General features: G+C 63.9%; 22 protein-coding genes. 13 read left to right on the top strand and 9 right to left on the bottom strand.

The genetic code is table 11. From position 1 onward, the window contains the following. The first annotated feature begins 192 nt into the window (after positions 1–192). The gene (locus PQ467_RS15590) at positions 193–873 is read left to right on the top strand and encodes a peptidylprolyl isomerase (RefSeq protein ID WP_274174281.1); all 681 of its coding nucleotides are present in this window, start codon (positions 193–195) and stop codon (positions 871–873) included. Here the strand turns inward: PQ467_RS15590 and PQ467_RS15585 are convergent, their stop codons facing one another. Together PQ467_RS15585 and PQ467_RS15580 are read right to left on the bottom strand one after the other, a co-directional pair. Further along, complete coding sequence (locus tag PQ467_RS15585; RefSeq protein ID WP_274174280.1) at positions 874–1,086, bottom strand: hypothetical protein; 213 nt, start codon at positions 1,084–1,086, stop codon at positions 874–876. Between the two features lie 105 nt (positions 1,087–1,191). After that, positions 1,192–2,700: a YifB family Mg chelatase-like AAA ATPase gene (locus tag PQ467_RS15580; RefSeq protein ID WP_274174279.1), complete on the bottom strand. Its 1,509-nt coding sequence runs from the start codon at positions 2,698–2,700 to the stop codon at positions 1,192–1,194. A gap of 215 nt (positions 2,701–2,915) precedes the next feature. On the opposite strand from PQ467_RS15580, the gene rpmH reads away from it, so the two are divergent. From rpmH to PQ467_RS15550, 6 genes are all read left to right on the top strand, one after another. After that, positions 2,916–3,050, top strand: coding sequence for a 50S ribosomal protein L34 (gene rpmH / locus PQ467_RS15575; protein ID WP_018075531.1), 135 nt, complete (start codon positions 2,916–2,918; stop codon positions 3,048–3,050). A gap of 152 nt (positions 3,051–3,202) precedes the next feature. Continuing rightward, complete coding sequence (gene rnpA / locus PQ467_RS15570) at positions 3,203–3,649, top strand: ribonuclease P protein component (RefSeq protein ID WP_274176183.1); 447 nt, start codon at positions 3,203–3,205, stop codon at positions 3,647–3,649. After that, positions 3,646–3,855, top strand: coding sequence for a membrane protein insertion efficiency factor YidD (yidD, locus tag PQ467_RS15565; RefSeq protein ID WP_274174278.1), 210 nt, complete (start codon positions 3,646–3,648; stop codon positions 3,853–3,855). Before rnpA ends, yidD begins: the two co-directional genes overlap by 4 nt. Before the next feature lie 36 nt (positions 3,856–3,891). Continuing rightward, entirely contained in the window at positions 3,892–5,649 is a 1,758-nt protein-coding gene (yidC, locus tag PQ467_RS15560; protein WP_274174277.1) for a membrane protein insertase YidC, read from the top strand. Beyond that, a complete protein-coding gene (gene yihA / locus PQ467_RS15555) occupies positions 5,646–6,302 on the top strand; it encodes a ribosome biogenesis GTP-binding protein YihA/YsxC (RefSeq protein WP_274174276.1) in 657 nt (218 codons plus the stop codon). The genes yidC and yihA overlap by 4 nt, the downstream gene beginning before the upstream one ends. A 75-nt stretch (positions 6,303–6,377) precedes the next feature. Continuing rightward, positions 6,378–7,310 carry a S1/P1 nuclease gene (locus PQ467_RS15550; protein ID WP_274174275.1) on the top strand — a complete coding sequence of 311 codons (933 nt, stop codon included), beginning with the start codon at positions 6,378–6,380 and terminating at the stop codon, positions 7,308–7,310. Here the strand turns inward: PQ467_RS15550 and PQ467_RS15545 are convergent. After that, positions 7,307–7,915 carry a LysE family translocator gene (locus tag PQ467_RS15545; protein ID WP_274174274.1) on the bottom strand — a complete coding sequence of 203 codons (609 nt, stop codon included), beginning with the start codon at positions 7,913–7,915 and terminating at the stop codon, positions 7,307–7,309. The genes PQ467_RS15550 and PQ467_RS15545 overlap by 4 nt on opposite strands. 21 nt (positions 7,916–7,936) lie before the next feature. Beyond that, complete coding sequence (locus PQ467_RS15540; protein ID WP_274176182.1) at positions 7,937–8,386, bottom strand: cupin domain-containing protein; 450 nt, start codon at positions 8,384–8,386, stop codon at positions 7,937–7,939. A gap of 89 nt (positions 8,387–8,475) precedes the next feature. Between PQ467_RS15540 and dapE the strand changes: the two genes are divergently transcribed. After that, positions 8,476–9,639, top strand: a complete 1,164-nt coding sequence (dapE, locus tag PQ467_RS15535; RefSeq protein ID WP_443192961.1) for a succinyl-diaminopimelate desuccinylase — start codon at positions 8,476–8,478, stop codon at positions 9,637–9,639. A gap of 73 nt (positions 9,640–9,712) precedes the next feature. Further along, complete coding sequence (locus tag PQ467_RS15530; protein ID WP_274174273.1) at positions 9,713–11,014, top strand: dicarboxylate/amino acid:cation symporter; 1,302 nt, start codon at positions 9,713–9,715, stop codon at positions 11,012–11,014. A gap of 232 nt (positions 11,015–11,246) precedes the next feature. Here PQ467_RS15530 and nth read toward each other — a convergent pair whose 3' ends face one another. The 4 genes from nth to PQ467_RS15510 all read right to left on the bottom strand — a co-directional run bounded on the left by nth (position 11,247) and on the right by PQ467_RS15510 (position 14,171). Next, positions 11,247–11,894 (bottom strand): endonuclease III, encoded by a 648-nt coding sequence (nth, locus tag PQ467_RS15525; protein ID WP_274174272.1) that lies wholly within the window; start codon positions 11,892–11,894, stop codon positions 11,247–11,249. A gap of 288 nt (positions 11,895–12,182) precedes the next feature. Beyond that, complete coding sequence (gene dapB, locus PQ467_RS15520; protein WP_274174271.1) at positions 12,183–12,911, bottom strand: 4-hydroxy-tetrahydrodipicolinate reductase; 729 nt, start codon at positions 12,909–12,911, stop codon at positions 12,183–12,185. A gap of 82 nt (positions 12,912–12,993) precedes the next feature. Beyond that, the gene (locus tag PQ467_RS15515; protein WP_274174270.1) at positions 12,994–13,881 is read right to left on the bottom strand and encodes a bestrophin family protein; all 888 of its coding nucleotides are present in this window, start codon (positions 13,879–13,881) and stop codon (positions 12,994–12,996) included. Between the two features lie 8 nt (positions 13,882–13,889). Then, a complete protein-coding gene (locus tag PQ467_RS15510) occupies positions 13,890–14,171 on the bottom strand; it encodes a hypothetical protein (RefSeq protein WP_274174269.1) in 282 nt (93 codons plus the stop codon). Between the two features lie 187 nt (positions 14,172–14,358). On the opposite strand from PQ467_RS15510, the gene PQ467_RS15505 reads away from it, so the two are divergent. The 3 genes from PQ467_RS15505 to PQ467_RS15495 are packed head-to-tail and all read left to right on the top strand — an operon-like array spanning position 14,359 to position 16,624. Continuing rightward, positions 14,359–15,078 carry an NAD-dependent deacylase gene (locus PQ467_RS15505; RefSeq protein WP_274174268.1) on the top strand — a complete coding sequence of 240 codons (720 nt, stop codon included), beginning with the start codon at positions 14,359–14,361 and terminating at the stop codon, positions 15,076–15,078. After that, the gene (locus tag PQ467_RS15500; RefSeq protein WP_274174267.1) at positions 15,078–15,755 is read left to right on the top strand and encodes an Eco57I restriction-modification methylase domain-containing protein; all 678 of its coding nucleotides are present in this window, start codon (positions 15,078–15,080) and stop codon (positions 15,753–15,755) included. Before PQ467_RS15505 ends, PQ467_RS15500 begins: the two co-directional genes overlap by 1 nt. Further along, on the top strand, positions 15,752–16,624 hold the full coding sequence (locus PQ467_RS15495; RefSeq protein WP_274174266.1) for a hypothetical protein: 873 nt from the start codon (positions 15,752–15,754) through the stop codon (positions 16,622–16,624). The genes PQ467_RS15500 and PQ467_RS15495 overlap by 4 nt, the downstream gene beginning before the upstream one ends. Here the strand turns inward: PQ467_RS15495 and PQ467_RS15490 are convergent. Continuing rightward, the gene (locus PQ467_RS15490) at positions 16,618–19,050 is read right to left on the bottom strand and encodes a zinc-dependent metalloprotease (RefSeq protein ID WP_274174265.1); all 2,433 of its coding nucleotides are present in this window, start codon (positions 19,048–19,050) and stop codon (positions 16,618–16,620) included. The two genes, PQ467_RS15495 and PQ467_RS15490, sit on opposite strands and share 7 nt — an antisense overlap. Before the next feature lie 171 nt (positions 19,051–19,221). Between PQ467_RS15490 and PQ467_RS15485 the strand changes: the two genes are divergently transcribed. Continuing rightward, positions 19,222–19,716, top strand: a complete 495-nt coding sequence (locus PQ467_RS15485; protein WP_274174264.1) for an Lrp/AsnC family transcriptional regulator — start codon at positions 19,222–19,224, stop codon at positions 19,714–19,716. The last annotated feature ends 169 nt before the right edge of the window (positions 19,717–19,885 follow it).

Below are 19,885 nucleotides of genomic sequence, written 5' to 3'. Positions count from 1 at the left end.
TTAATGGGGGGTGTTTGCCCTGCGTGTTTGAAAGCCTGCGGCGCTAAGAGGTCATCCCTGTCCGCGCCGCAGGCTTTTAAAATTCCAAGGTTGCGTCCGACACTCTTCGGCCAAACCATAAGCGCAACAAAGACAATAACGGGAGCGCGAGGGTCTAGACCCTCGCATCTTTCCCCCTTTAATCTTGCTCACATGCTTCTCCGATTCGCTCTCTTCGCCGCGTTGATCGCCCCTTCTTTGCCGGTTGGACCCGCCTATGCCGCCCCCGCGCGTCGGGCTCCCGCCAAACCGGCGGCGGTCAAGGAAGTCCCGCCCCAGCCGCTGCATGATATCGAAACCGTCGCCATGACCACGGACCTTGGTGTCATCACGCTCGAACTGGACGGCAAGCACGCCCCGATCAGCACCGCCAATTTCATGCGCTATGTCGATAACAAGCGCTTTGACGGGATCGTGTTTTACCGGGCCATGCACCTGAAATGGGGCGAGCAGCCCAATGGCCTGATTCAGGCGGGTACGCGTGGCGATCCGCGCAAGACCTTTCCGCCCATCGCCCATGAGCCGACCAGCCAGACCGGCGTTCTGCACAAGGCGGGGGCGATTTCGCTGGCGCGTCTGGCGCCGGGCACGGCGACGGGGGATTTTTCGATCCTGCTGTCCGATATTGACGGGCTGGACGCCAATCCGCAATCCGCCGACCCCGAGGTTCAGGCCGGATATGCCGCCTTTGGCCATGTGGTGTCGGGCATGGATGTGGTGCGCAAGATCTGGGACCAACCGGTCGATCCCAATGCGGGCGAGGGGGCCATGAAGGGGGAAATGCTGGCCCAGCCGGTGAAGGTGATCAGCGTGCGGCGCGTGGTTGCGCCTTAATCAATCCTCATCCTCGACACCGCTCGACGGTTTGCCGCCAAATCCGAAGGTGCGCGCCCAGTCGCGTACCCATTTGTCGCGCCTGATCCGCTTGATCGGGGCGCCGCAATGCAGGCAGGTTCCGATGTAAAGATCCGTCGGTGAACGACGGACCTTGCGGCGATTCGGGGAATGCGACGCGAAAAAACAACGAAGCAAACCAAATACTTTCATATTTTTGACAACTTTCCCCAAACTGTCCACTTTTTCACATTAGAAGGACGTTGCGTCGCGTGCAACTTTTCCCAAAGGGCACTCTTCTCGCAACGGGACAAAGGTTCATGCCCGGGGCGGCTGGCGACGATAGGAAAGGGCCTCGGCGACATGCGCGCGCGAGACGGTTTGTGCGCCCGCCAGATCGGCGATGGTGCGCGCCACGCGGCGGATGCGCGTATAGCCGCGCGCGGTCAGGTTCATCGCCTCGGCTGCGCGGATCAGCAATTTCATGCCTTCGCCATCCGGCGTCGCGAAACGATCGAGCGATTCGCCGTCCAGATCTGCATTGTTGCGCATTTTTGTGCCGTTCAGCCGTTCGGTCTGCACCCCGCGCGCGGCGGCCACGCGGGCGGCCACCTGCGCGCTGCTTTCCGCGGCAGAGGGCAGGGCAAGGTCAAAGGCGCGCACCGCCTCGACCTCGACATGCAGGTCGATCCGGTCGAGCAGGGGGCCGGACACTTTGCTCTGATAATCCCCGGCGCAGCGCGGCGCGCGCGAACAGGCCAGCCCCGCATCGCCCAGATGGCCGCAGCGGCATGGGTTCATCGCCGCGATCAGCTGAACCCGCGCGGGAAAGGTGACATGGGCATTGGCACGGGCCACGGTGACTTCGCCGGTTTCCAGCGGTTGGCGCAGCGAATCGAGCACGCCGCGCTGAAATTCGGGCAATTCGTCGAGGAACAGCACGCCCAGATGCGCCATCGACACTTCGCCGGGGCGCACGCGCAATCCACCGCCGGTCATCGCTGCCATGCTGGCCGAATGGTGGGGGCTGCGAAACGGGCGGGCGCGGCTGATTCGCCCGCCGTCGAGCGTACCGGCGACTGAGGCGATCATCGAGACTTCGAGCGCTTCGGCAGGGGTCAGGTCGGGCAGGATGCCGGGCAGGCAGGAGGCCATCAGCGATTTGCCCGCACCGGGCGGGCCGATCATCAGCAGATTGTGTCCGCCCGCCGCCGCGATCTCCAGCGCGCGGCGGGCCGTTTCCTGCCCTTTGACCTGACGCAGATCCGGCCCCGGCGTGGCGGGCGCGCTCTGGCCGGGCGCGGGGGGCGAGAGCGCCTGCGTGCCCTTGAGATGGGCCAAGAGGCTGGCCAGATCGGGCGCGGCGACCACGGGCACGCCCGCCGCCCAACTCGCCTCGGCGCCTTGCGCGGCGGGACAGATCAGGCCGACTTCGCGCTCGCTGGCATGGAGCGCGGCCAGCAGCACCCCGGGGGAGCCGACGATCCGCCCATCGAGCGACAATTCGCCCACCGCCAGAAAATCGTCCATCTGCTCGCCATCGATAATCCCCATTGCGGCCAGCAGCGCCAGCGCGATGGGCAGGTCATAATGCGAACCTTCCTTGGGCAGATCGGCGGGCGACATATTGATCGTGATCCGCTTGGGCGGCAATGCCAACCCCATCGCGGTCAGCGCCGCCTGCACCCGCTGACGGCTCTCATTCACCGCCTTGTCGGGCAGGCCGACCACCGTGAAACCGGGCAGTCCGGGGGCCAATTGACATTGCACCTCGACCGCGCGCGCCTCCAGCCCCAGATAGGCTACCGTCTGGACCAGCGCGACCATTTGCAAATTCCCCGTTTGACTACCCTCGGCCAAGTATTTGTGCTTAAAGTCAGGCTTGTCGAGCGGAAAAGCGCAGGTGTGATTCCCTGTGCCGAATCCCTTGACTCAGAGGCCCACTTCCCATAGTGGCGCCGCTTCACGCCTCATCGGGATCGGTGGGGTGGACCGTTTTATCCGCGCTGCACAGCGCCGAGCATTGTTTGAGGGTTTAGACCATGAAGCGCACTTTCCAGCCCAGCCGGCTTGTCCGCGCCCGCCGTCACGGCTTCCGCGCCCGCACCGCCACGGTCGGTGGCCGCAAGGTGCTGCGCGCCCGTCGTGCGCGCGGCCGCAAGAATCTGTCGGCCTGATGATCTGGCCCGGTGGGGAGCAATCCCCGCGCCGGGCCGGTTCGCTTGAACGCCGGGGCTGATCGGTGGCAGGCGAAAACATCGTGACAGATGACGCAATGGGGTCGGAGGCCTTGCCTTCGGCCCATTGTGCGTTTGTGGAAGAGCGTGGTGTGGCGCCCAAGCTGCACATCATGACCAAGCGTTCCGATTTTCTGGCCGCGAACAAAGGGTTGCGCGTTGCTCGGCCCGGTTTTGTGCTGCTGGTCCTGCCGCATGGCGCGGCCGAAGCGGGCGATATTCGCCGCTTTGGCATCACCGTTACAAAAAAGATCGGCAACGCCGTGGTGCGCAACCGGATGAAGCGCCGGTTTCGCGCTCTGGCGCGTGAAATCCTGCCTGCGCATGGGCTGGCCAATCATGACCATGTGCTGATCGGTCGCGAGGGCGGCGTGGAGCGCGATTTCGCGCTGCTGCGCAAGGAATTGCTGGTCGCGCTGGACCGGGCGCGATCCGGCAAGGGCGACGCGCCGCGCGGGGCCAGGTCAGGCGGGCGCGGCAAGCCTCATCACGGTCGCGGCAAAGGCCCGCGTCCTTCTCCACAGGCTCCGCAGGCGTGAAATATGTGCTGATCTTCATCGCCCGCCTGTGGCAATGGGGACCATCGGCCATGATGCCGCCCACCTGCCGCTATTCGCCCTCCTGTTCGGCCTATGCCATCGAGGCCTTGACGAAACATGGCGCGATTAAGGGTGGATGGTTGACGGTGAAGCGTCTATTGCGCTGCCATCCATGGGGCGGTCATGGTTATGACCCGGTCCCGTGAACCTGTAATTTTGACCAATGTATTGGGGAAATATGCGTGAGTAACCAGCGCAATCTGATTATTGCCATGCTGCTGACCGGGCTGTTGCTGTTCGGCTGGGATGCGGGCCTGCGCTATTTCTATCCCGACATGGGCAAGAAGCCCGCAGCGGTGGCCTCGGCCGCGCCGACCCCGGTGGCCAGCGCCAAGCCGACCCGCGAGGGCGGCCTTGGCAGCGTGGTGGATCAGGCGATCGAGGCCAAGGCGCTCAACGCGGATCTTAACGGCGGCGGCCGTGTGAAGGTGGAAGCGCCGGGCCTGTCGGGCTCGATCAATCTGGTGGGCGCGGTGGTCGATGACCTGTCGATCAACCGCCACAAGCAGACCATCGACAAGGACAGCGCGCCGGTTCGCCTGTTCAGCCCCGCCGGGACCCCTGCCGAACATTTCGCGCAGGTCGGCTGGGTCGGGCAAGGCGTGGCGACGCCCAATGGCACGACCGTCTGGAACGCGCCAGCTGGCGCCAAGCTGACGCCGACGACGCCGGTGACGCTGAGCTGGGCCAACACCACGGGTCAGACCTATACGATCACCTTCAGCATCGACGATGACTACATGATCACCGCGAAGCAGGCCGTGCAGAACGCCGGTCCCGCGCCGGTGAGCGTGCAGCCCTTTGGCCTTATCCGCCGCACCGAAAAGACCGCCAGTGTCGATTCGTGGAACATCCATTCCGGCCCGTTCGGCGCCTATGATGAAGCGGTGAACTTTGGCGTCAATTACAAGGATGTTGCCGAAAAGGGTCAGGTCAATCCCGAGGGCAAGACCAACTGGATCGGCTTTACCGACATCTATTGGATGAGCGTGCTGGTGCCTGAGGGCGTGCCTGCCACGGGCGACTATCGCAGCCTTGGCAACCAGCTTTTCCGCGCCGACCTCATCTATCAGCCGCAGGTGGTGGCCCCCGGCCAGACCGCGCTGCGCTCCACCCGCCTGTTTGCGGGCGCCAAGGAAAGCCTGCTGCTCGACAAGTATGAGGCGCAGGGCGTGACCCGCTTCAGCCTCGCCATCGACTGGGGCTGGTTCCGCTGGTTTGAAAAGCCGATTTTCTGGCTGCTGCGTTCGCTGTTCAAATTCGTCGGCAATTTTGGCGTCGCCATCATCCTGCTGACCGCCATCGTGCGCGGCATCATGTTCCCTGTCGCCCAGCGCCAGTTCAAGAGCATGGCCGCCATGAAGGCGATCCAGCCCAAGATGAAGGCGCTGCAGGAACGCTATAAGGACGACAAGGCCAAGCTGCAGGAAGAGACGCTCAAGCTCTATAAGGAAGAGGGTGTGAACCCGCTGGCGGGCTGTCTGCCGATCTTCCTTCAGATCCCGGTGTTCTTTGCGCTGTATAAGGTGCTGATGGTGTCGATCGACATGCGTCACCAGCCTTTCGCGCTGTGGATCACCGACCTTTCGGCGCCCGATCCCAAGCATATCCTCAACCTGTTCGGTCTGCTGCCCTTCGATCCGCCCAGCTTCCTGGCGATCGGCGTGCTGGCGGTCATTCTGGGCATCACCATGTGGCTTCAGTTCAAGCTGCAACCGGCCGCCCCCGATCCTGCCCAGCAGCAGGTGATGGGCATCATGCCGTGGATGATGATGTTCATCATGGCGCCCTTTGCTTCGGGCCTGCTGGTTTACTGGATCACCTCGAACCTTCTGACCATTGCTCAGCAGAAGTATCTGTACGCACGGCATCCTGACTTGAAGAAGAATGTCGATAAGGAGCGCGCCATCGTCGAAGCGGCGGCGCACAAGAAAAAGTGAACGAAGACAACAATCTTGAACTGATCGAGCGCGCCCGGAAGGTCTTTTCCGGGCGCGTGGACTTTTTGCTGTCCGCGCCCTCGCTGAAGTTTCTGCCCGATCCGGTAGTGCCCGAAATCGCGCTGTCGGGGCGTTCGAACGTGGGCAAAAGCTCGCTGCTCAACGCCATCACCGGGCGCAAGGCGCTGGCGCGCACATCGGTGACGCCGGGGCGGACGCAGGAATTGAACTTTTTCGATGTGGGCGGGACGCTGGGCGAAATCCCCGATTTCCGTCTGGTCGACATGCCCGGCTATGGCTTTGCCAAGGCCCCGCCCAAGGTGGTGGAGCAGTGGAAGAAGCTGGTGCGCGATTTTCTGCGCGGGCGGGTGGTTTTGAAGCGCACGCTGGTGCTGATCGACAGCCGCCATGGCGTGAAGCCGCCCGACCTTGAGATGATGGACATGCTCGACGGTGCGGCGGTGGGCTATCGCCTCGTGCTGACCAAGGCGGACAAGGTCAAGGCCAGCGAGTTGGACGAGGTCCATGCCAAGGTCATGGCCGAGGCGCGCAAGCATTCGGCCGCCTATCCCGAGGTGATGATCACCAGCAGCGAGACGGGGCTGGGCATTGCCGAGATCCGCGCCGCAGTGCTGGGGGATGCCGAGCTTTAAGCTTTACGCTTTCGCCTGTCACATTCCGCCGCTAACATCGGGGTAAGTTTGTCTCCAGTGAGGTCGCTTACCCCCATGTCTCGCAAAAAGTTTCGCAAAAGTTTGAAGCTGCTGGCCGCCGGTGTTGCGGCATTGGGCCTCACCGTCTCGACTCCAGCTCTGGCCTGGGGCGATCTGGGCCATCGCACGATCGCCAATATCGCGCTGGCCAATGTTTCGCCCAAGACCAAGGCCGCGATTGCCCAATTGCTTAAGGCGCAGGCGGGGCTGGGCACGGCCAAATGCCCGGTCCATTCGTTGGGCGATGCGGCGACATGGCCCGATTGCCTGCGCAGCGAGAGCTGGCGCTGGGGCCATACGTTCCCCTGGCATTACCATGATGGCGACATCACCGCGCCCGCCTTTGACATGAAGGCCAATTGCAGCGGCGGCCAATGCGCCACCTATCAGATCACCCGCTTTGAGCGCATTCTGGCCGACAATAGCCTGCCCGCGGCCCAGCGCCTCGAAGCGCTGGCCTTTCTCAGCCATATCGTGGGCGATCTGCACCAGCCGCTCCACGCCGCCGAACATGCTCATGATGCGGGCGGCAATGGTGTGACCGTCACCAATCTGCCGGGCGAGCCCTATATCATCAACACCACGCCGCCCACGGTGGTCAATCCCAAGGCGGGCACGCTGAACCTGCATTGGATGTGGGACAATTTCCTGGTCATCCGCGCGCAGAAGGCGGGCAAGTTGCCGCAAGTGCGCGCCTATTCGGCGGCCGACCGCGCCAAGATCGCCACCGGCGGCATTGCCGACTGGGCGCAGGAAAGCTGGCAGATCGCCCGTGATACGGTTTACCCGCAGGCTTTCGGCCATGTGGTGAGCGCCGAGGAAAAGACCTCCAAGGATGTGACGATCAGCGATGAAGCCATCGCGCAGGACCTGCCCATTGTCAGCGAGCGCCTGCTGCAGGGCGGGCTGCGTCTGGCCAAGGTGCTCGACGAAACGCTGGGCGGCTAAAGCGCGGAACTGGCCAGCCAGAGGGCAACGCCCAGCATGATCAGCGCCATCACGCGCCGGATGCGCACCATCCGGCGCGGGTTGCTGATCAGGCCATGCGCTCTGGCCCCGCCCGCCACAATGGCCAGATGGACGGCGGTGGCCAGACCCACGCTGATCGCGGCAAAGCCCATGGCCTGCGCGATGGTAGGCGCCGCGCCGCCAAGGAAAGGCGGCACCACCACGACAAAGAACAACAGCGCCTTGGGGTTGAACAGATTGACCAGCAGGCCCGAGGCGAAATGGCGCCCGATGCCGCCCCGTTTCGGCGCGTCCGGCGTCAGATCGGCCTCGCGCCAGGCCTGCCATGCCAGCCAGAGCATCAGCGCCACCCCGGCCCAGCGCAGTCCCGACAGCAATCCGGGCTGAACACTGAGCAATTCGACCAGCCCCAGCGCGGCCAGCATCGCATTGAGCGCCAGCCCGATGCCGATCCCGGCCGTCGCCACCCATCCGGCGCGCCGCCCCTCGGCCAGACTGAGCGCGGCGAGCCAGGCCATATTCGGCCCCGGCGTCAATTCGATCACCAGCACGGCGATGGCAAATTCAAACCAGTTGATCGTCATGGCGCCACCCCGCGCCGCGCATCAATCCGCAAAGGGCGTGCCGTCGCGGTGGAGAAAGCGGTCGCCATCAAAGATCATGTCGATGTCGCTATAGCCTCCCGATGTGCGCGGGCCTGCCGAAAGGGCAAGGAAGGTGCAATCCTCGCCGCTTTCATTGATCAGGTGATGGCCATTGGCCACGCCGGCCGGAAAGACCGCCATGTCGCCTGCCCGCATGATACTGCGCGTGCCATCCTCGACCAGCACGGCCTCGCCGCTCAGCATCACCACCATTTCGTCCTCGTCATCGTGCCAGTGGCGCTGGGATGACCATGCGCCGGGTTTCAGCACGACATGACTGGCCCCCAGATGGGCAAATCCGGCCAGCGGGGCAAGGCGGCTGTACCAGCGCCCGGCAACCGCCCCGGCATGTTCGGGCGGATAGCCGGTGCGGTTGGTCGGGGCGAGCGAGGCGAGGTCTATCTTTGGCATGGGCGCAGGATAGGACGGGCAGCCCTCGGCGGCAAGCGGGCGGGTCAAACTCCGCTTGCCCTTGGCCCTGCATTTGCTAGGCGAGGGGCATGAATGACATGGTGAAGAGCGAGTTGGTCCGGCCCGGCGCCGGTGTGGCCGAATTGGCCGAGGCCCTGATTGCCTGCCCCAGCGTGACGCCGGCGACGGGACTGGTGTTCGACTGCCTGGAGGAAATGCTGGCGCCGCTGGGCTTTGCCATCCACCGCGCGGTGGCGGGCGAGGCGCCCGACGGGCCGGTGGAAAACCTCTTTGCCATCCGTCAGGGGCCGTTGGGCAGCCGTCATTTTGCCTATGCGGGCCATGTCGATGTCGTCCCCCCCGGCGAGGGGTGGAGCAGCGCGCCCTTTGCGCCCGAACGCCGGGGCGAATTGCTCTATGGTCGCGGCGCGGTGGATATGAAGGGCTCGGTGGCCGCCTTTATCGCCGCCCTGCGCGACATTCCGCAGGAGGCAGGCACGATCAGCCTGATCATCACCGGCGATGAGGAAGGCGCGGCGACCTATGGCACGGTCAAGATCATCGAGCATATGCGCGAGACCGGGATCAACCCCGATCTGATCCTTGTGGGCGAACCCACCAGCGTCCACCGACTGGGCGACATGATCAAGGTCGGGCGGCGCGGCAGCGTCAATATGTGGATCGAGGTCGAGGGCCAACAGGGCCATGTTGCCTATCCGCATCTGGCCGACAATCCGATCACGCGGCTGGTGGCGATGCTGTCGGAACTGAAGGCGATTCTGTTGGACGAGGGGACCGATTGGTTCCAGCCGAGCAATCTGGAGGTGACCGATATCGCCTGCGGCAATCCGGCCACCAATGTCATCCCGCAAAAGGCCAGCGCGCGCATCTCGATCCGCTTTAACGATCTGCACACGGGCGAGAGCCTGTCAAAAATGGTGCGCGAGATCGGCGAAAAGCATGGCGCATCCGTGCGCCCGGTGATCTCAGGCGAAGCTTTCCTGACCCCGCCGGGTGAATTTTCCGCTATCGTGGTCGATGCCATCCGCGCCGAAACCGGGCTGGATACCGAAATTTCGACCAGCGGCGGCACTTCGGATGCCCGCTTCCTCAAAGCCTTGGCCCCGGTCATCGAATTTGGCCTATGCAACGCGACGATGCACAAGAAGGACGAGGCGGTCGCCATCCCCGATCTGGAAGCCTTGAGCCGGATTTACGGCCGCATCGTGCTGGCCGGTCTCAAACGCGCCTGATACGCTATCCGGCCCCATTGCCCCGGCCAATCGGGGTTGCTAGCCGGGCATTTTATTTCGGAGTTTTCCCAAGATGCGCCAGCGTCTGACGCAATTCCTGATTCTGGGCCTGATTTTGGGCATAGGTTTGGGCTATGTCCTGCATTCGTCCTATGATCCGGACGATCCGGTGCTGGCGGCATGGGCCGATTATCTGAAACTGCTGCCCGATGTGTTCCTGCATCTGATCAAGATGATCATTGCGCCGCTGATCGCCTCGACCATCATCACCGGCATTGCGGGCATGGGCGATTCGACCGCGCTGGGCCGCATCGGCGCCAAGGCGATGGCATGGTTCATCTCGGCCAGCTTCGTCTCGCTGCTGCTGGGCATGGTGCTGGTCAATTGGTGGCAGCCGGGCGTGGGCGTCAACGCCGTGGCCAGTTCCGGGGTCGATCTGGCCACCAAGGAGCTGACCGTCCGCCACTTCGTGCTGGAAATCTTCCCGACCAGCGCGCTGGAGGCGATGGCCACCAATAATGTGCTTCAGATCCTGCTGTTCTCGGTGTTCTGCGGCGTCGCGCTCAGCGCGATTGGCCAAAAGGGCCGGATCATCGTCGAATTCGCCGAGGCGGTGGTGCAGATGATGCTGCAGGTCACCGGCTATGTGATGGCCGTTTCACCCATCGCGGTGTTCGGCGCGGCGGCCTCGATTGTCGCGCAAAAGGGGCTGGGCATTATCGCCACCTATGGCGTGCTGGCGGGCGAATTCTATGCCGGTCTGGCAATCCTGTGGATCATCCTGATCGCCGCGGGCAGCCTGTTCTTGGGCAAGAAGATCTTCCTGCTGATGCGTTATGTGCGCGAGCCGGTGCTGATCACCTTCTCGACCGCGACAAGCGATGCCTCGCTGCCGCGCATGTTCGAGGCGCTCGACCGCTTTGGCGTGCCGCGCCGGGTGTCGGGCTTTGTGCTGCCGCTGGGCTATGCGTTCAACCTCGACGGGTCGATGATGTACACCAGCTTCGCCTCGCTCTTCATCGCGCAGGCTTATGGCATCCATCTCAGCTTTGAGCAGCAGATCCTGATGCTGCTGACGCTGATGGTCTCGTCCAAGGGCATCGCGGGCGTGCCGCGCGCCAGCCTCGTCGTCATCGCCGCCACGCTCAACCAGTTCCATGTGCCGGTTGAAGGGGTGGCGCTGCTGCTGGGCATCGACACCTTCCTCGATATGGGCCGTTCGGGCACCAGCGTTTTCGGCAATGCCGTGGCCACCGCCGTCGTCTGCCGCGCAGAGGGCATGTTGCAGCCGCCGCTCGATCCCGATGCGCCGTTGCCCGAGGCGCCGCATGATACGGCCGAGCATGGGCGCAAGGGGTTGCATCTGGAGGGGTAGGTTTGGGAGGTTTTGCCTCCGGCGGGCAAAGGGCGGGGGCCCTTTGCAATCCCGTTAATGGGGTGGTGGGCCGGATAGGGTGCGGTGAATTTAAAGCCTGCGGCGCGGTGAGGTTATGCCTGTCCGCGCCGCAGGCTTTAAAATTCTAAGGCCGCTTCTGACACTTAAACGCCGAACCCTATGCGCAAACGCAGACAGTAACGGGAGCGCGAGGGTCTAGACCCTCGCATCATCACTTCTTCTTTTTCTCCAAAACTTTATCCTTGAACTTGCACAGATCCACCACCGGACAGCGCCAGCATTCCGGCGTCCGCGCCTTGCAGATATAGCGCCCGTGGAGGATCAGCCAGTGATGCGCGCCAACGCGAAAGGGCTTGGGGGTTTTCTTCTCAAGGCTGCGCTCGACCGCGTCCACATTCTTGCCCTTGGCAAGGCCCGTGCGGTTGCCCACGCGGAAGATATGTGTGTCCACCGCAAAGGTTTCGGCCCCGAAGGCGCAATTCAGCACGACATTGGCCGTCTTGCGCCCCACCCCCGGCAGCTTGACCAAAGCGTCGCGATCGGGCGGAACCTCGCCCCCATGCTCGCGCACGAGGATCTCGGCCATGGCCATCACATTCTTCGCCTTGGAGTTGAACAGGCCGATGGTCTTGATGTGATCCTTCAACCCCTCTTCGCCCAGATTCAGCATATCCTGCGGCGTCTTGACGATCTCGAACAGCGCCCGCGTCGCCTTGTTCACGCCCACATCGGTCGCCTGCGCCGAAAGCGTCACCGCCACCAGCAGCTGATACGTGTTGCCAAACTCCAGCTCCGTCTGCGGGTCCGGGTTGGCCTCGGCAAGGCGGCGGTAGAATTCGAAGATGTCGGCGGATTTCATGCGCGCGGGTATGGCTTGGATGGGGGCGGGGGGCAAGAAGGTTTGCCCCCGGCGGGCAAAGGGACTCGTCCCTTTGCAATCCCATTATGGGGTGGCGTTTTATTCGCCAGAATGATGGAAATTCAATGTTCGAAAGCCTGCGGCGCGGCGAACTTGCGCCAAAAGCGCCGCAGGCTTTCAAATTCAAACGCCGCGTCCGACACCATCCACCGAACCCGTCACACAACAATGACAGTACCGGGATTGCCAAGGGACGAGTCCCTTGGCCCGCCGGAGACATCTAAAACCTTACAACCCCAACACTTCCCGCATCCCATACCGCCCCGCCGGACGCTCGGCCAGCCAGAGCGCGCCCTTGACGGCCCCGCGCGCAAAGATCCCGCGGTTTTCGGCAATATGGCTCAACGACAGGCGCTCGTTATCCGCGAGGAAATGGACGGTGTGATCCCCCGCCACGCTGCCCCCGCGCAGGGCGGCAAAGCCAATTGTGCCGGCTTCGCGCGCGCCGGTGATGCCATCGCGCCCGCGCACGGATACGTTTGACAGGCCGACTTCACGCCCGCGCGCCGCCGCCTCGCCCAGCAGCAGCGCGGTGCCCGAGGGGGCGTCCACCTTCATGCGGTGATGGGTTTCGACGATCTCGATATCCCAATCCTCGCCAAGGCGCTTGGCGGCTTCCTCGACAAGGAAAGCCAGCATGTTGACGCCCAGCGAGGTGTTGCCGGTCTGGAGCACGGCGATATGATCGGCCGCCTGATCGAGCAGCCAGTGGTGGCGTTCCTCAAGGCCGGTGGTGCCGACAAGGATCGGTATGCCCGCCGCGATGGCCGCGTCCAGATTGCCTTCGAGCGCGGAGGGCGAGGAGAAGTCGATCAGCACGTCCGATGCGGCGGCCAGCGGGCCGACCGCCTCGTCCCGGTCCACGCCCCCGGCCAATTCGTGCCCGGCGTCGGCAATGGCCTGCGCGATGGCGCGGCCCATGCGCCCGCCGCTGCCGATAATTCCCAGTCTGGTCATGGGGTCAATTCCTTTCGGCGCGCTTCATGGGCGAGGCCCCAGTGAATCGCAATGGCCAGAATCGCAATGACCAGAATCGCAATTACCAAAGCACCCCGTCTTCATCGGCGGTGATCGGCGCGGGCGCGCTCTCGCCCAGGCCCTGCAACAGGTCGATCTCGATCGTGCGGCACATGGTATCGAGCGGCAGGTCGTGGCGCGTATTGGCAAAGGGATCGACCAGATCATCGCCGATCGCCAGCACCGCCATGAACATCATGCCCGCCACGGTCGAGCCCAGCGGCGTTGCCGGGCCCAGCGCCTCGACCAGACCGAAGGGCAGCAGCACGCAGAACAGATGGGTGAAATAGGTGGGAAACAGCCGGAATTGCGAGGGCAGGGGCGTGTTTTTCAGCCGCTCCATGCCGCCTTGCGCATTGGCGATGTCGACCAGAACCTGCTCGATCTGGGCCTGCTGGATTGTATCGATGATGCCATCGGCGCGGGCCTGCGCCACCTGCGCGCCGGTGGCGTCCAGCAAGCCGTTGGCGCTGTTGGTGCGCGTCAGCGCGGCCTCGGCCTCGCTGGCCGGAATATAGGGCAGGCTGTCGGGCGTCATCGGGATGCGGCGCAATTGGTGGCGCAGCGCGGTGACATAGGCGATCTGGCGCAGCACGATGGCCCGCGCCATCGCTTGCCCCTGCGCCCCGGTCATGAAATTGCGCGAGGCACGCGCAAGGTTGCGACTGGCGTTGATCATCAGCCCCCACAGGCCGCGCCCTTCCCACCAGCGCTGATAGGCCGAGGTGGAGCGGAAACCCAGGATCAGCGCCAGCACGCTGCCGAACAGCGTCAGCGGCAGGCCGGGCGCCGGAAAGGGCACCACATAATAGGTGATCGTGACGATCACATCCCAGACAAACAGCAAAACCAGCGGCGTTTTGATCTGCCGCGCGATGCTGCGCAGGGTGTGGGGCGTGTGAATGATCATGGGGTGGATCAGTTTCCTGAATGGGCCTTGGGGGCGGTTTGGGCGGCGTGATACATGGCAAGCGACGAGCCCGAGGCTGGACGCAGTTCGAACCACTCGGGGCGCCCAATGGCTATCATAAATACCAGCAGCGCCAAGCAAAAGGCGACAAGTTCAAACCGCCCGCGAAACTGGCTGCGCGGCTTGGCCGGCGTTGTGGGCTGGGCGGAATTGAGCGGGCGGTGGCGGATCGGGCGCGGGCCGGGCGGTGTGCGCGGCTGAAAGCGTCGAAAGGGATTGGTCGATGGCATGATACCTCCTTGGTGGCGGAATCGCTTGAAATGGTTGAGGTTCCAATCTGGGGACTCCGCCTATCTGTTGAATGGCCGTTTTGTTACGAATCTTTGCTGCGGCGCAATATTTGGTTGTGCAGTGCATCATTGGCGGCGGATGGATGGGCGGCTTGGCCTGAGCGTCGCTTTGGGGCATAGAGAAGGCATGGAAATGACAGGCAATATCGTGATCCTGACCGGGGCGGGATGCAGCGCGGAAAGCGGGATCGACACATTCCGAGATGCCAATGACGGCAGGGGCGGTTTGTGGGAACAGCACCGGGTCGAGGATGTCGCCACGCCTGAGGCCTTCGCGCGCGATCCCGCGCTGGTTCAGCGGTTTTACGACATGCGCCGCGCCGCGATCCAGACCAAGGCGCCCAATGCCGCCCATCACGCACTGGCCCGGCTGGAGCGCGAATGGGATCGCGGCAGCGTCACGCTGGTGACGCAGAATGTCGATGATCTGCACGACCGGGCAGGCTCGAAAAACCTGATCCATATGCATGGCGAGCATCTTTCGGCATGGTGCACCGCCTGCGACACACGGACAGGCTGGAGCGCCCCGCTGATCGAGGGGCCGCCTTGTCCGTCCTGCGGGGCGGCGGCGCTGCGGCCCGATATCGTGTGGTTTGGCGAAATGCCCTATCGCATGGAGGAGATCCACGATGCGCTGCGCGATTGCGACATTTTCGTCTCGATCGGCACCTCGGGCGCGGTCTATCCGGCGGCGGGCTTTGTGCGGCTGGCGCGGGAAATGGGCGCGCATTGCCTCGAACTCAATCTGGAGCGCAGCCAGGGTTCGGCATGGTTCCATGAAACGCGGCTTGGCCCGGCGGGCGAAATCGTGCCCGCGTGGGTGGAGGAACTGGTCGGGCCGGATTGATGGCCCTCGACACGCTGATCCCGAATGCCCTGATCCCCGATGCGCGCGCCGAGGCTGAATATGCGGCCCATGCGCCATCCGATCATCGCAAGGCATGGGGGCAATTCTTCACTCCGCCGCGTCTGGCCGCGCTGATGGCCGATTGGGTGGCGGGGGCGCGGCCGGGCCTGATCCTTGATCCGGCGATGGGGGCGGGCGTGCTGACCCGCGCGGCCTTGGCACGGTGTCCGGATGCGCGCGTGGTGGCCTATGAGCGCGACCGGGCGATCCTGAGCGCTGCCGATGCCGGGGGCGCAGAGGTCCGCCACCAGGATTTCCTGCGCGCGGGGTGGGAGGAATATGACGGCGCGGTGATGAACCCGCCCTATATCCGCCACCGGGCCTTGCGCGATCATGGCGACATGCGCGCGGCCATTGGCGCGCGCGCGGGCTATGCCATTCCCAAATCGGCCAATCTCTATGTCGATTTTGTGGTCAAGGCCGCCTGCCAGTTGCGGCGCGGGGGGCGCGGCGCGTTTCTGATTCCGGGCGAATGGATGGGGGCCAATTTCGCGCGCGGGTTCAAGCAATTCCTGCTGGGGCCGGGCGGGCTGCAACAGGTGGTGCTGTTTTCGCAGCGGCATGTGTTTCCCGATGCGCTGACCACGGCTTCGATCCTGCTGGTCGAGCGGCCATGATTACCGGCTGGGATTGGCCGGGGCGCGAGAACGGGGAGGGTGATTGGCCCGCCTCGATGGCCGAGTTGGCGGCGGGGGCGCGGCGGGTCGATCTGTCGCGCGCGCAACTGGCGGGCGCGGATAAATGGGAACCCTTGCTGCTGGGCCATCGCGGCGAGGCGCGGCCCGGCTTTGTGCCCTTGGCGCAATTGGCGCAGTTCCGGCGCGGGATCGCCACGGGGGCCAATGGGTTCTTTTTGCTGAACGCCCAGAAGGTGGCGCAACTGGGCATTGACCCGGCGCGTTGCCTGCCTTGCGTCGGGCGGGCAACGGCGGTGCGCGGGCTGATATGGCGGGGCGGGGGTGATGGTTTGCTGCTCAACCTTTCCGACCCGCTGACCCCTGCCGAGGCCGCCTATGTCGCGGGAGGAGAGGCCGATGGATTGCCCTCGCGCTATATTCTGGCCCATCGCCGCCCATGGTATGCCATGGAGCAGCGCGCGGTGGCGCCGATCTGGGGCGCGGTCTTTGCGCGCGGGGCCTTGCGCTTTATCCATAATGCCGCGGGCGACAGCAGCCTGACCTGCTTTCACGGCATCTATCCCTTTTCGGACGATCCCTTGCTGCATCAGGCGCTGGTGCTGTGCCTCAATTGCGATTCGGTGCGGGCCGCCTCGCGGATGCACGGGCGGGTCTATGGCGGGGGCTTGAACAAATTTGAGCCCAATGATCTCAAAGGCCTGATGGTGCCCGATCTGCGCTTGGCCGACCGCGCCTTGTTGGCCGAAATGGCCGCGCATCTGGTGCTGCTGGACGCCGCGCCCGGGGATCGGGCGCGGCGCCAGAGAGCCGATGAACTGGCCGCGCAGGCCGCCCGTCGCGCTTACTGATCAAACCAGCCGGTATCGCCGCCGATCGGCATGCCCGGCGGAATGGCGGGCGCCTTGCGGCCCATCTTGCCGATTTCCGCCTCCAGCGCGGGGCCGTTCTTCAGCAGCGCGGCCACCGTCTTGCCCCAGCCGCTGCCTTCGCCCAGCTTGGCCGCCGCGCCGTCCAGCTTTTCCTGAAGCAGGGCGGCCACATCGACCGGGGTTGCCGCATCACGCCGCGCCCGCGCCACCGAAAGCAGCGCGCGCAGGGCAATGCGCCGTTCCACCGGCGTGGCATTATGCTCCCACGTGGCCGCGCCCAGCGCGTCGATCATTTCGGCAAGGCCCAATTGCCCCGCATCGCGCGCCTGTTGCAGATGGACGCGGGTCAGGCGCGTCGGGGCCAGCAGGCTGTCGAGCGTGACCTGCGCCGCCACATCGGTGGCGACCAGCGGATCGAAGGCGGCGGCCCCGGCATTGTCGAACACCTCGGTGTCGAATTGCGCGTCATTGCGCCCGTTCACGCCCGATGACAGCCAGCCCACCAGAGCATCGGGCACGGTCAATTCAGCGGGCGAAAGGGTTTTGAGCATCGCCGCCAAGGCTGCGCGCTGTTTGGCCGCCGTCACGGGCTGGGCGGGTTTGTTGGCGTCCCCGGCCACGGCATAGGCATAATCGACCCCGCCCACCCATTTGCCGGTGGCGGCCACTTCATAGCGCGCCAGCAGCCACACCGGCACGAATTTGCGTCGCAGGTTGGACAGAGCCTCGCCCTTGCGCAGCACGCCGGGGCCAAAGTTGTTCAACGCCACGCGCCGCACCGCCAGCATATGGGCCAGTTCGGCAGGCTTGTCCTCGCCATTGTCCCACATGCTGTCATGCGGGGCGGGGCCGTCATCGGCGCGACCATCGATGTCGGTCATATAGCGCGTGCCCTTGGCGAACTCGGCGTCCGCCAGTGCAAAGGCCCATTTGTCGGCGTCCGCGCCTGGCTTGGGCTGGCCATAGAGCCATTGCACGGTGAACTTGTCCCACGAACCGATGCCCTTGGCGTAGGCGTCGGACAGGTCGATCTTGCCGCCCTTCAACCCGATCAGCGGTCCGGGATAATCCATCACCGAGGTGCGGCCCTGCGTCGATCCGGCAAAGTTGTGAACAAAGCCGATGGCATGGCCCACCTCATGTGCGCCAAGCTGGCTGATGCGGTCGAGCGAGACCTTGACCGGATCGTTGGGGCCGCCGCTATTGTCCTGCGCCGCGCCCACCAGCGCCTCGAAGATCTGCATATCCTGCCGCACGCGCAGCGCGCCCAGCACGACATTGCCCTTGATGATCTCGCCCGTGCGCGGGTCGATGATGCCCCCGCCATAGGACCAGCTACGCGTCAGGCGGTCGCCCCAGTTGACGATGGAATAGCGCGCATCCTGCGGGTCGATATCGGGGGTCAGGGTCTTGACCTGAAAGGCGTCGATATAGCCTGCGCTTTCAAACGCCTGATTCCACCACGCCACGCCCCGCGCCAGAGCGCCGCGAATCGGTTCGGGCGCGGCATTGTCGATATAGAAAACAATCGGCTTCCTGACGCGCGATTTGGCCGCCGTCGGGTCCACCTTGTCCAGCCGGAAATGGTTGGCCAGTTGATATTGCACATCATCGCCCAGCGGCGTGCCGAAGTCATAGACCTGTGTGCCATGGCTGCCCGAACGGATGTCGAATTTGCGCATGGCAAAGCCGGGGCCGGGCAGGCGGATCAGCGAATGGCGGATGGTAAAGCTGATCTGGCGCGGATCGGCGGCAATATTGCCCACCTCGCGCCCCGGCGTGTCCGAGGCGAAGGTCTGCACCGCCTCCATCTCGATATTGTCGGGAAAGACCTTGACCGAGGTGGGATCGGCGGCCGAGAGATTATCGGCCAGACGGAAGCCCTTGGCCTCCTGATTGAGCGCATCGGCCAGATGCATTGTGTCGCGGGTCAGGAAAGGGCTGATGTCCACCACCGTGCCCTTGGCATCGGACGAGACAATGTCGAGCATGGCGATGGTGCTGAAGGGGAAACTGGTCTTGGCGCCATATTGCACGGAGGCTTCGCCGGTGGCGCGGAAGCGGGGGTTTTCATAGACCACGGCCACTTTGCGGCCAAAGCGGCGGAAGGCAAGGATCTGCGTTGGCCCCAGCATCCCCCGGTCAATGCGGATCGGGGCCGAGCCAAGGCCGCTGCGGATCGCGGTGGCATAGATAAAGCGGCCCATCACCCCTTCGGCATCGGCTTTGGGCAGGGTCAGCAGGATCTTGCCTGCATCGGCATCGACCCGCACCGGCAGCAGATCGCCGTCCTTTGTATTGGATACGCTCACGGGTTCGGCCATGGCCCCTTGCGGCGCCAGCAGCGCGACAAGCGCCGCGCCGATCAGCTTCTGGCCCAGTTTCCGGCCCTTTGCCTGCTTCATGTGATGCCCCTTTTCGCTTGAGATCGCCGTGTTCTAGCCAGCCATGCCCCCCGGCAAAGGTGCCAGTTTGACGTATTTCCAAAGCTACCACACTCGTCGCACTCTATCTGACGAAATACGGAGCAGTTTTGCCTGCTTCTTGACGGAAATCCGTTGCAACAAGGGGCCAGCGTGACGGAAAACACTCTCACCGAATTTGATGCCACAGACTTTCGCATCATGAACGCTTTGGTCGAAGACGGCCGGATGTCGGACGTGATGCTGGGTGAAAGGGTGCATCTTTCCGCAACGGCCGCAGCCCGGCGGCGCAAGCTGCTGGAAGAGCAGGGCGCGATCAAGGGCTATACGGCCGAGCTTGATCTGCCGATGCTGGGGCTGGGCATTGTGGTCATTGTGGCCATCGAGTTGCGCTCTCAGGCCGATTCCGTGCTGACCGAATTTGAGGAAGCGGTGGTGCGCTGCCCCTCGGTCACCTTCTGCAGTTTTGTCTCGGGCGACACGGACTTTCTGATGATGGTCCATGTCAAAAGCTTTGAGGATTACGACCGGATCTATCGCAGCGAACTGGCCACGCTGCCCCATGTGGCGAAAATCCGCTCCAGCTTTGTCATGCGCCGGGTGACCCAGCGCAACGTGCCGCCCGCGGTCTTTTGCCGGGGCAAGTGAGGGGTGATTCGCCCCGCTTTGAATTCGGGCAAGTTCGAGCGGACAAGGTTGGGAATCCGAAGTGATAATTTCAATATAAGATGAAATGCTCAAATTAATATGGAAAATTTGGCGATATTTTGCGGAAAAAATTTAAAACTATCGTGTAGTATTTAAATCGTCTCAGCAG

The organism is Novosphingobium sp. KACC 22771 (genome assembly GCF_028736195.1).
Lineage (GTDB): Bacteria > Pseudomonadota > Alphaproteobacteria > Sphingomonadales > Sphingomonadaceae > Novosphingobium.
Note: the sequence above shows the minus strand (reverse complement) of the source record. Positions and strands in the feature narration are given on the sequence as shown.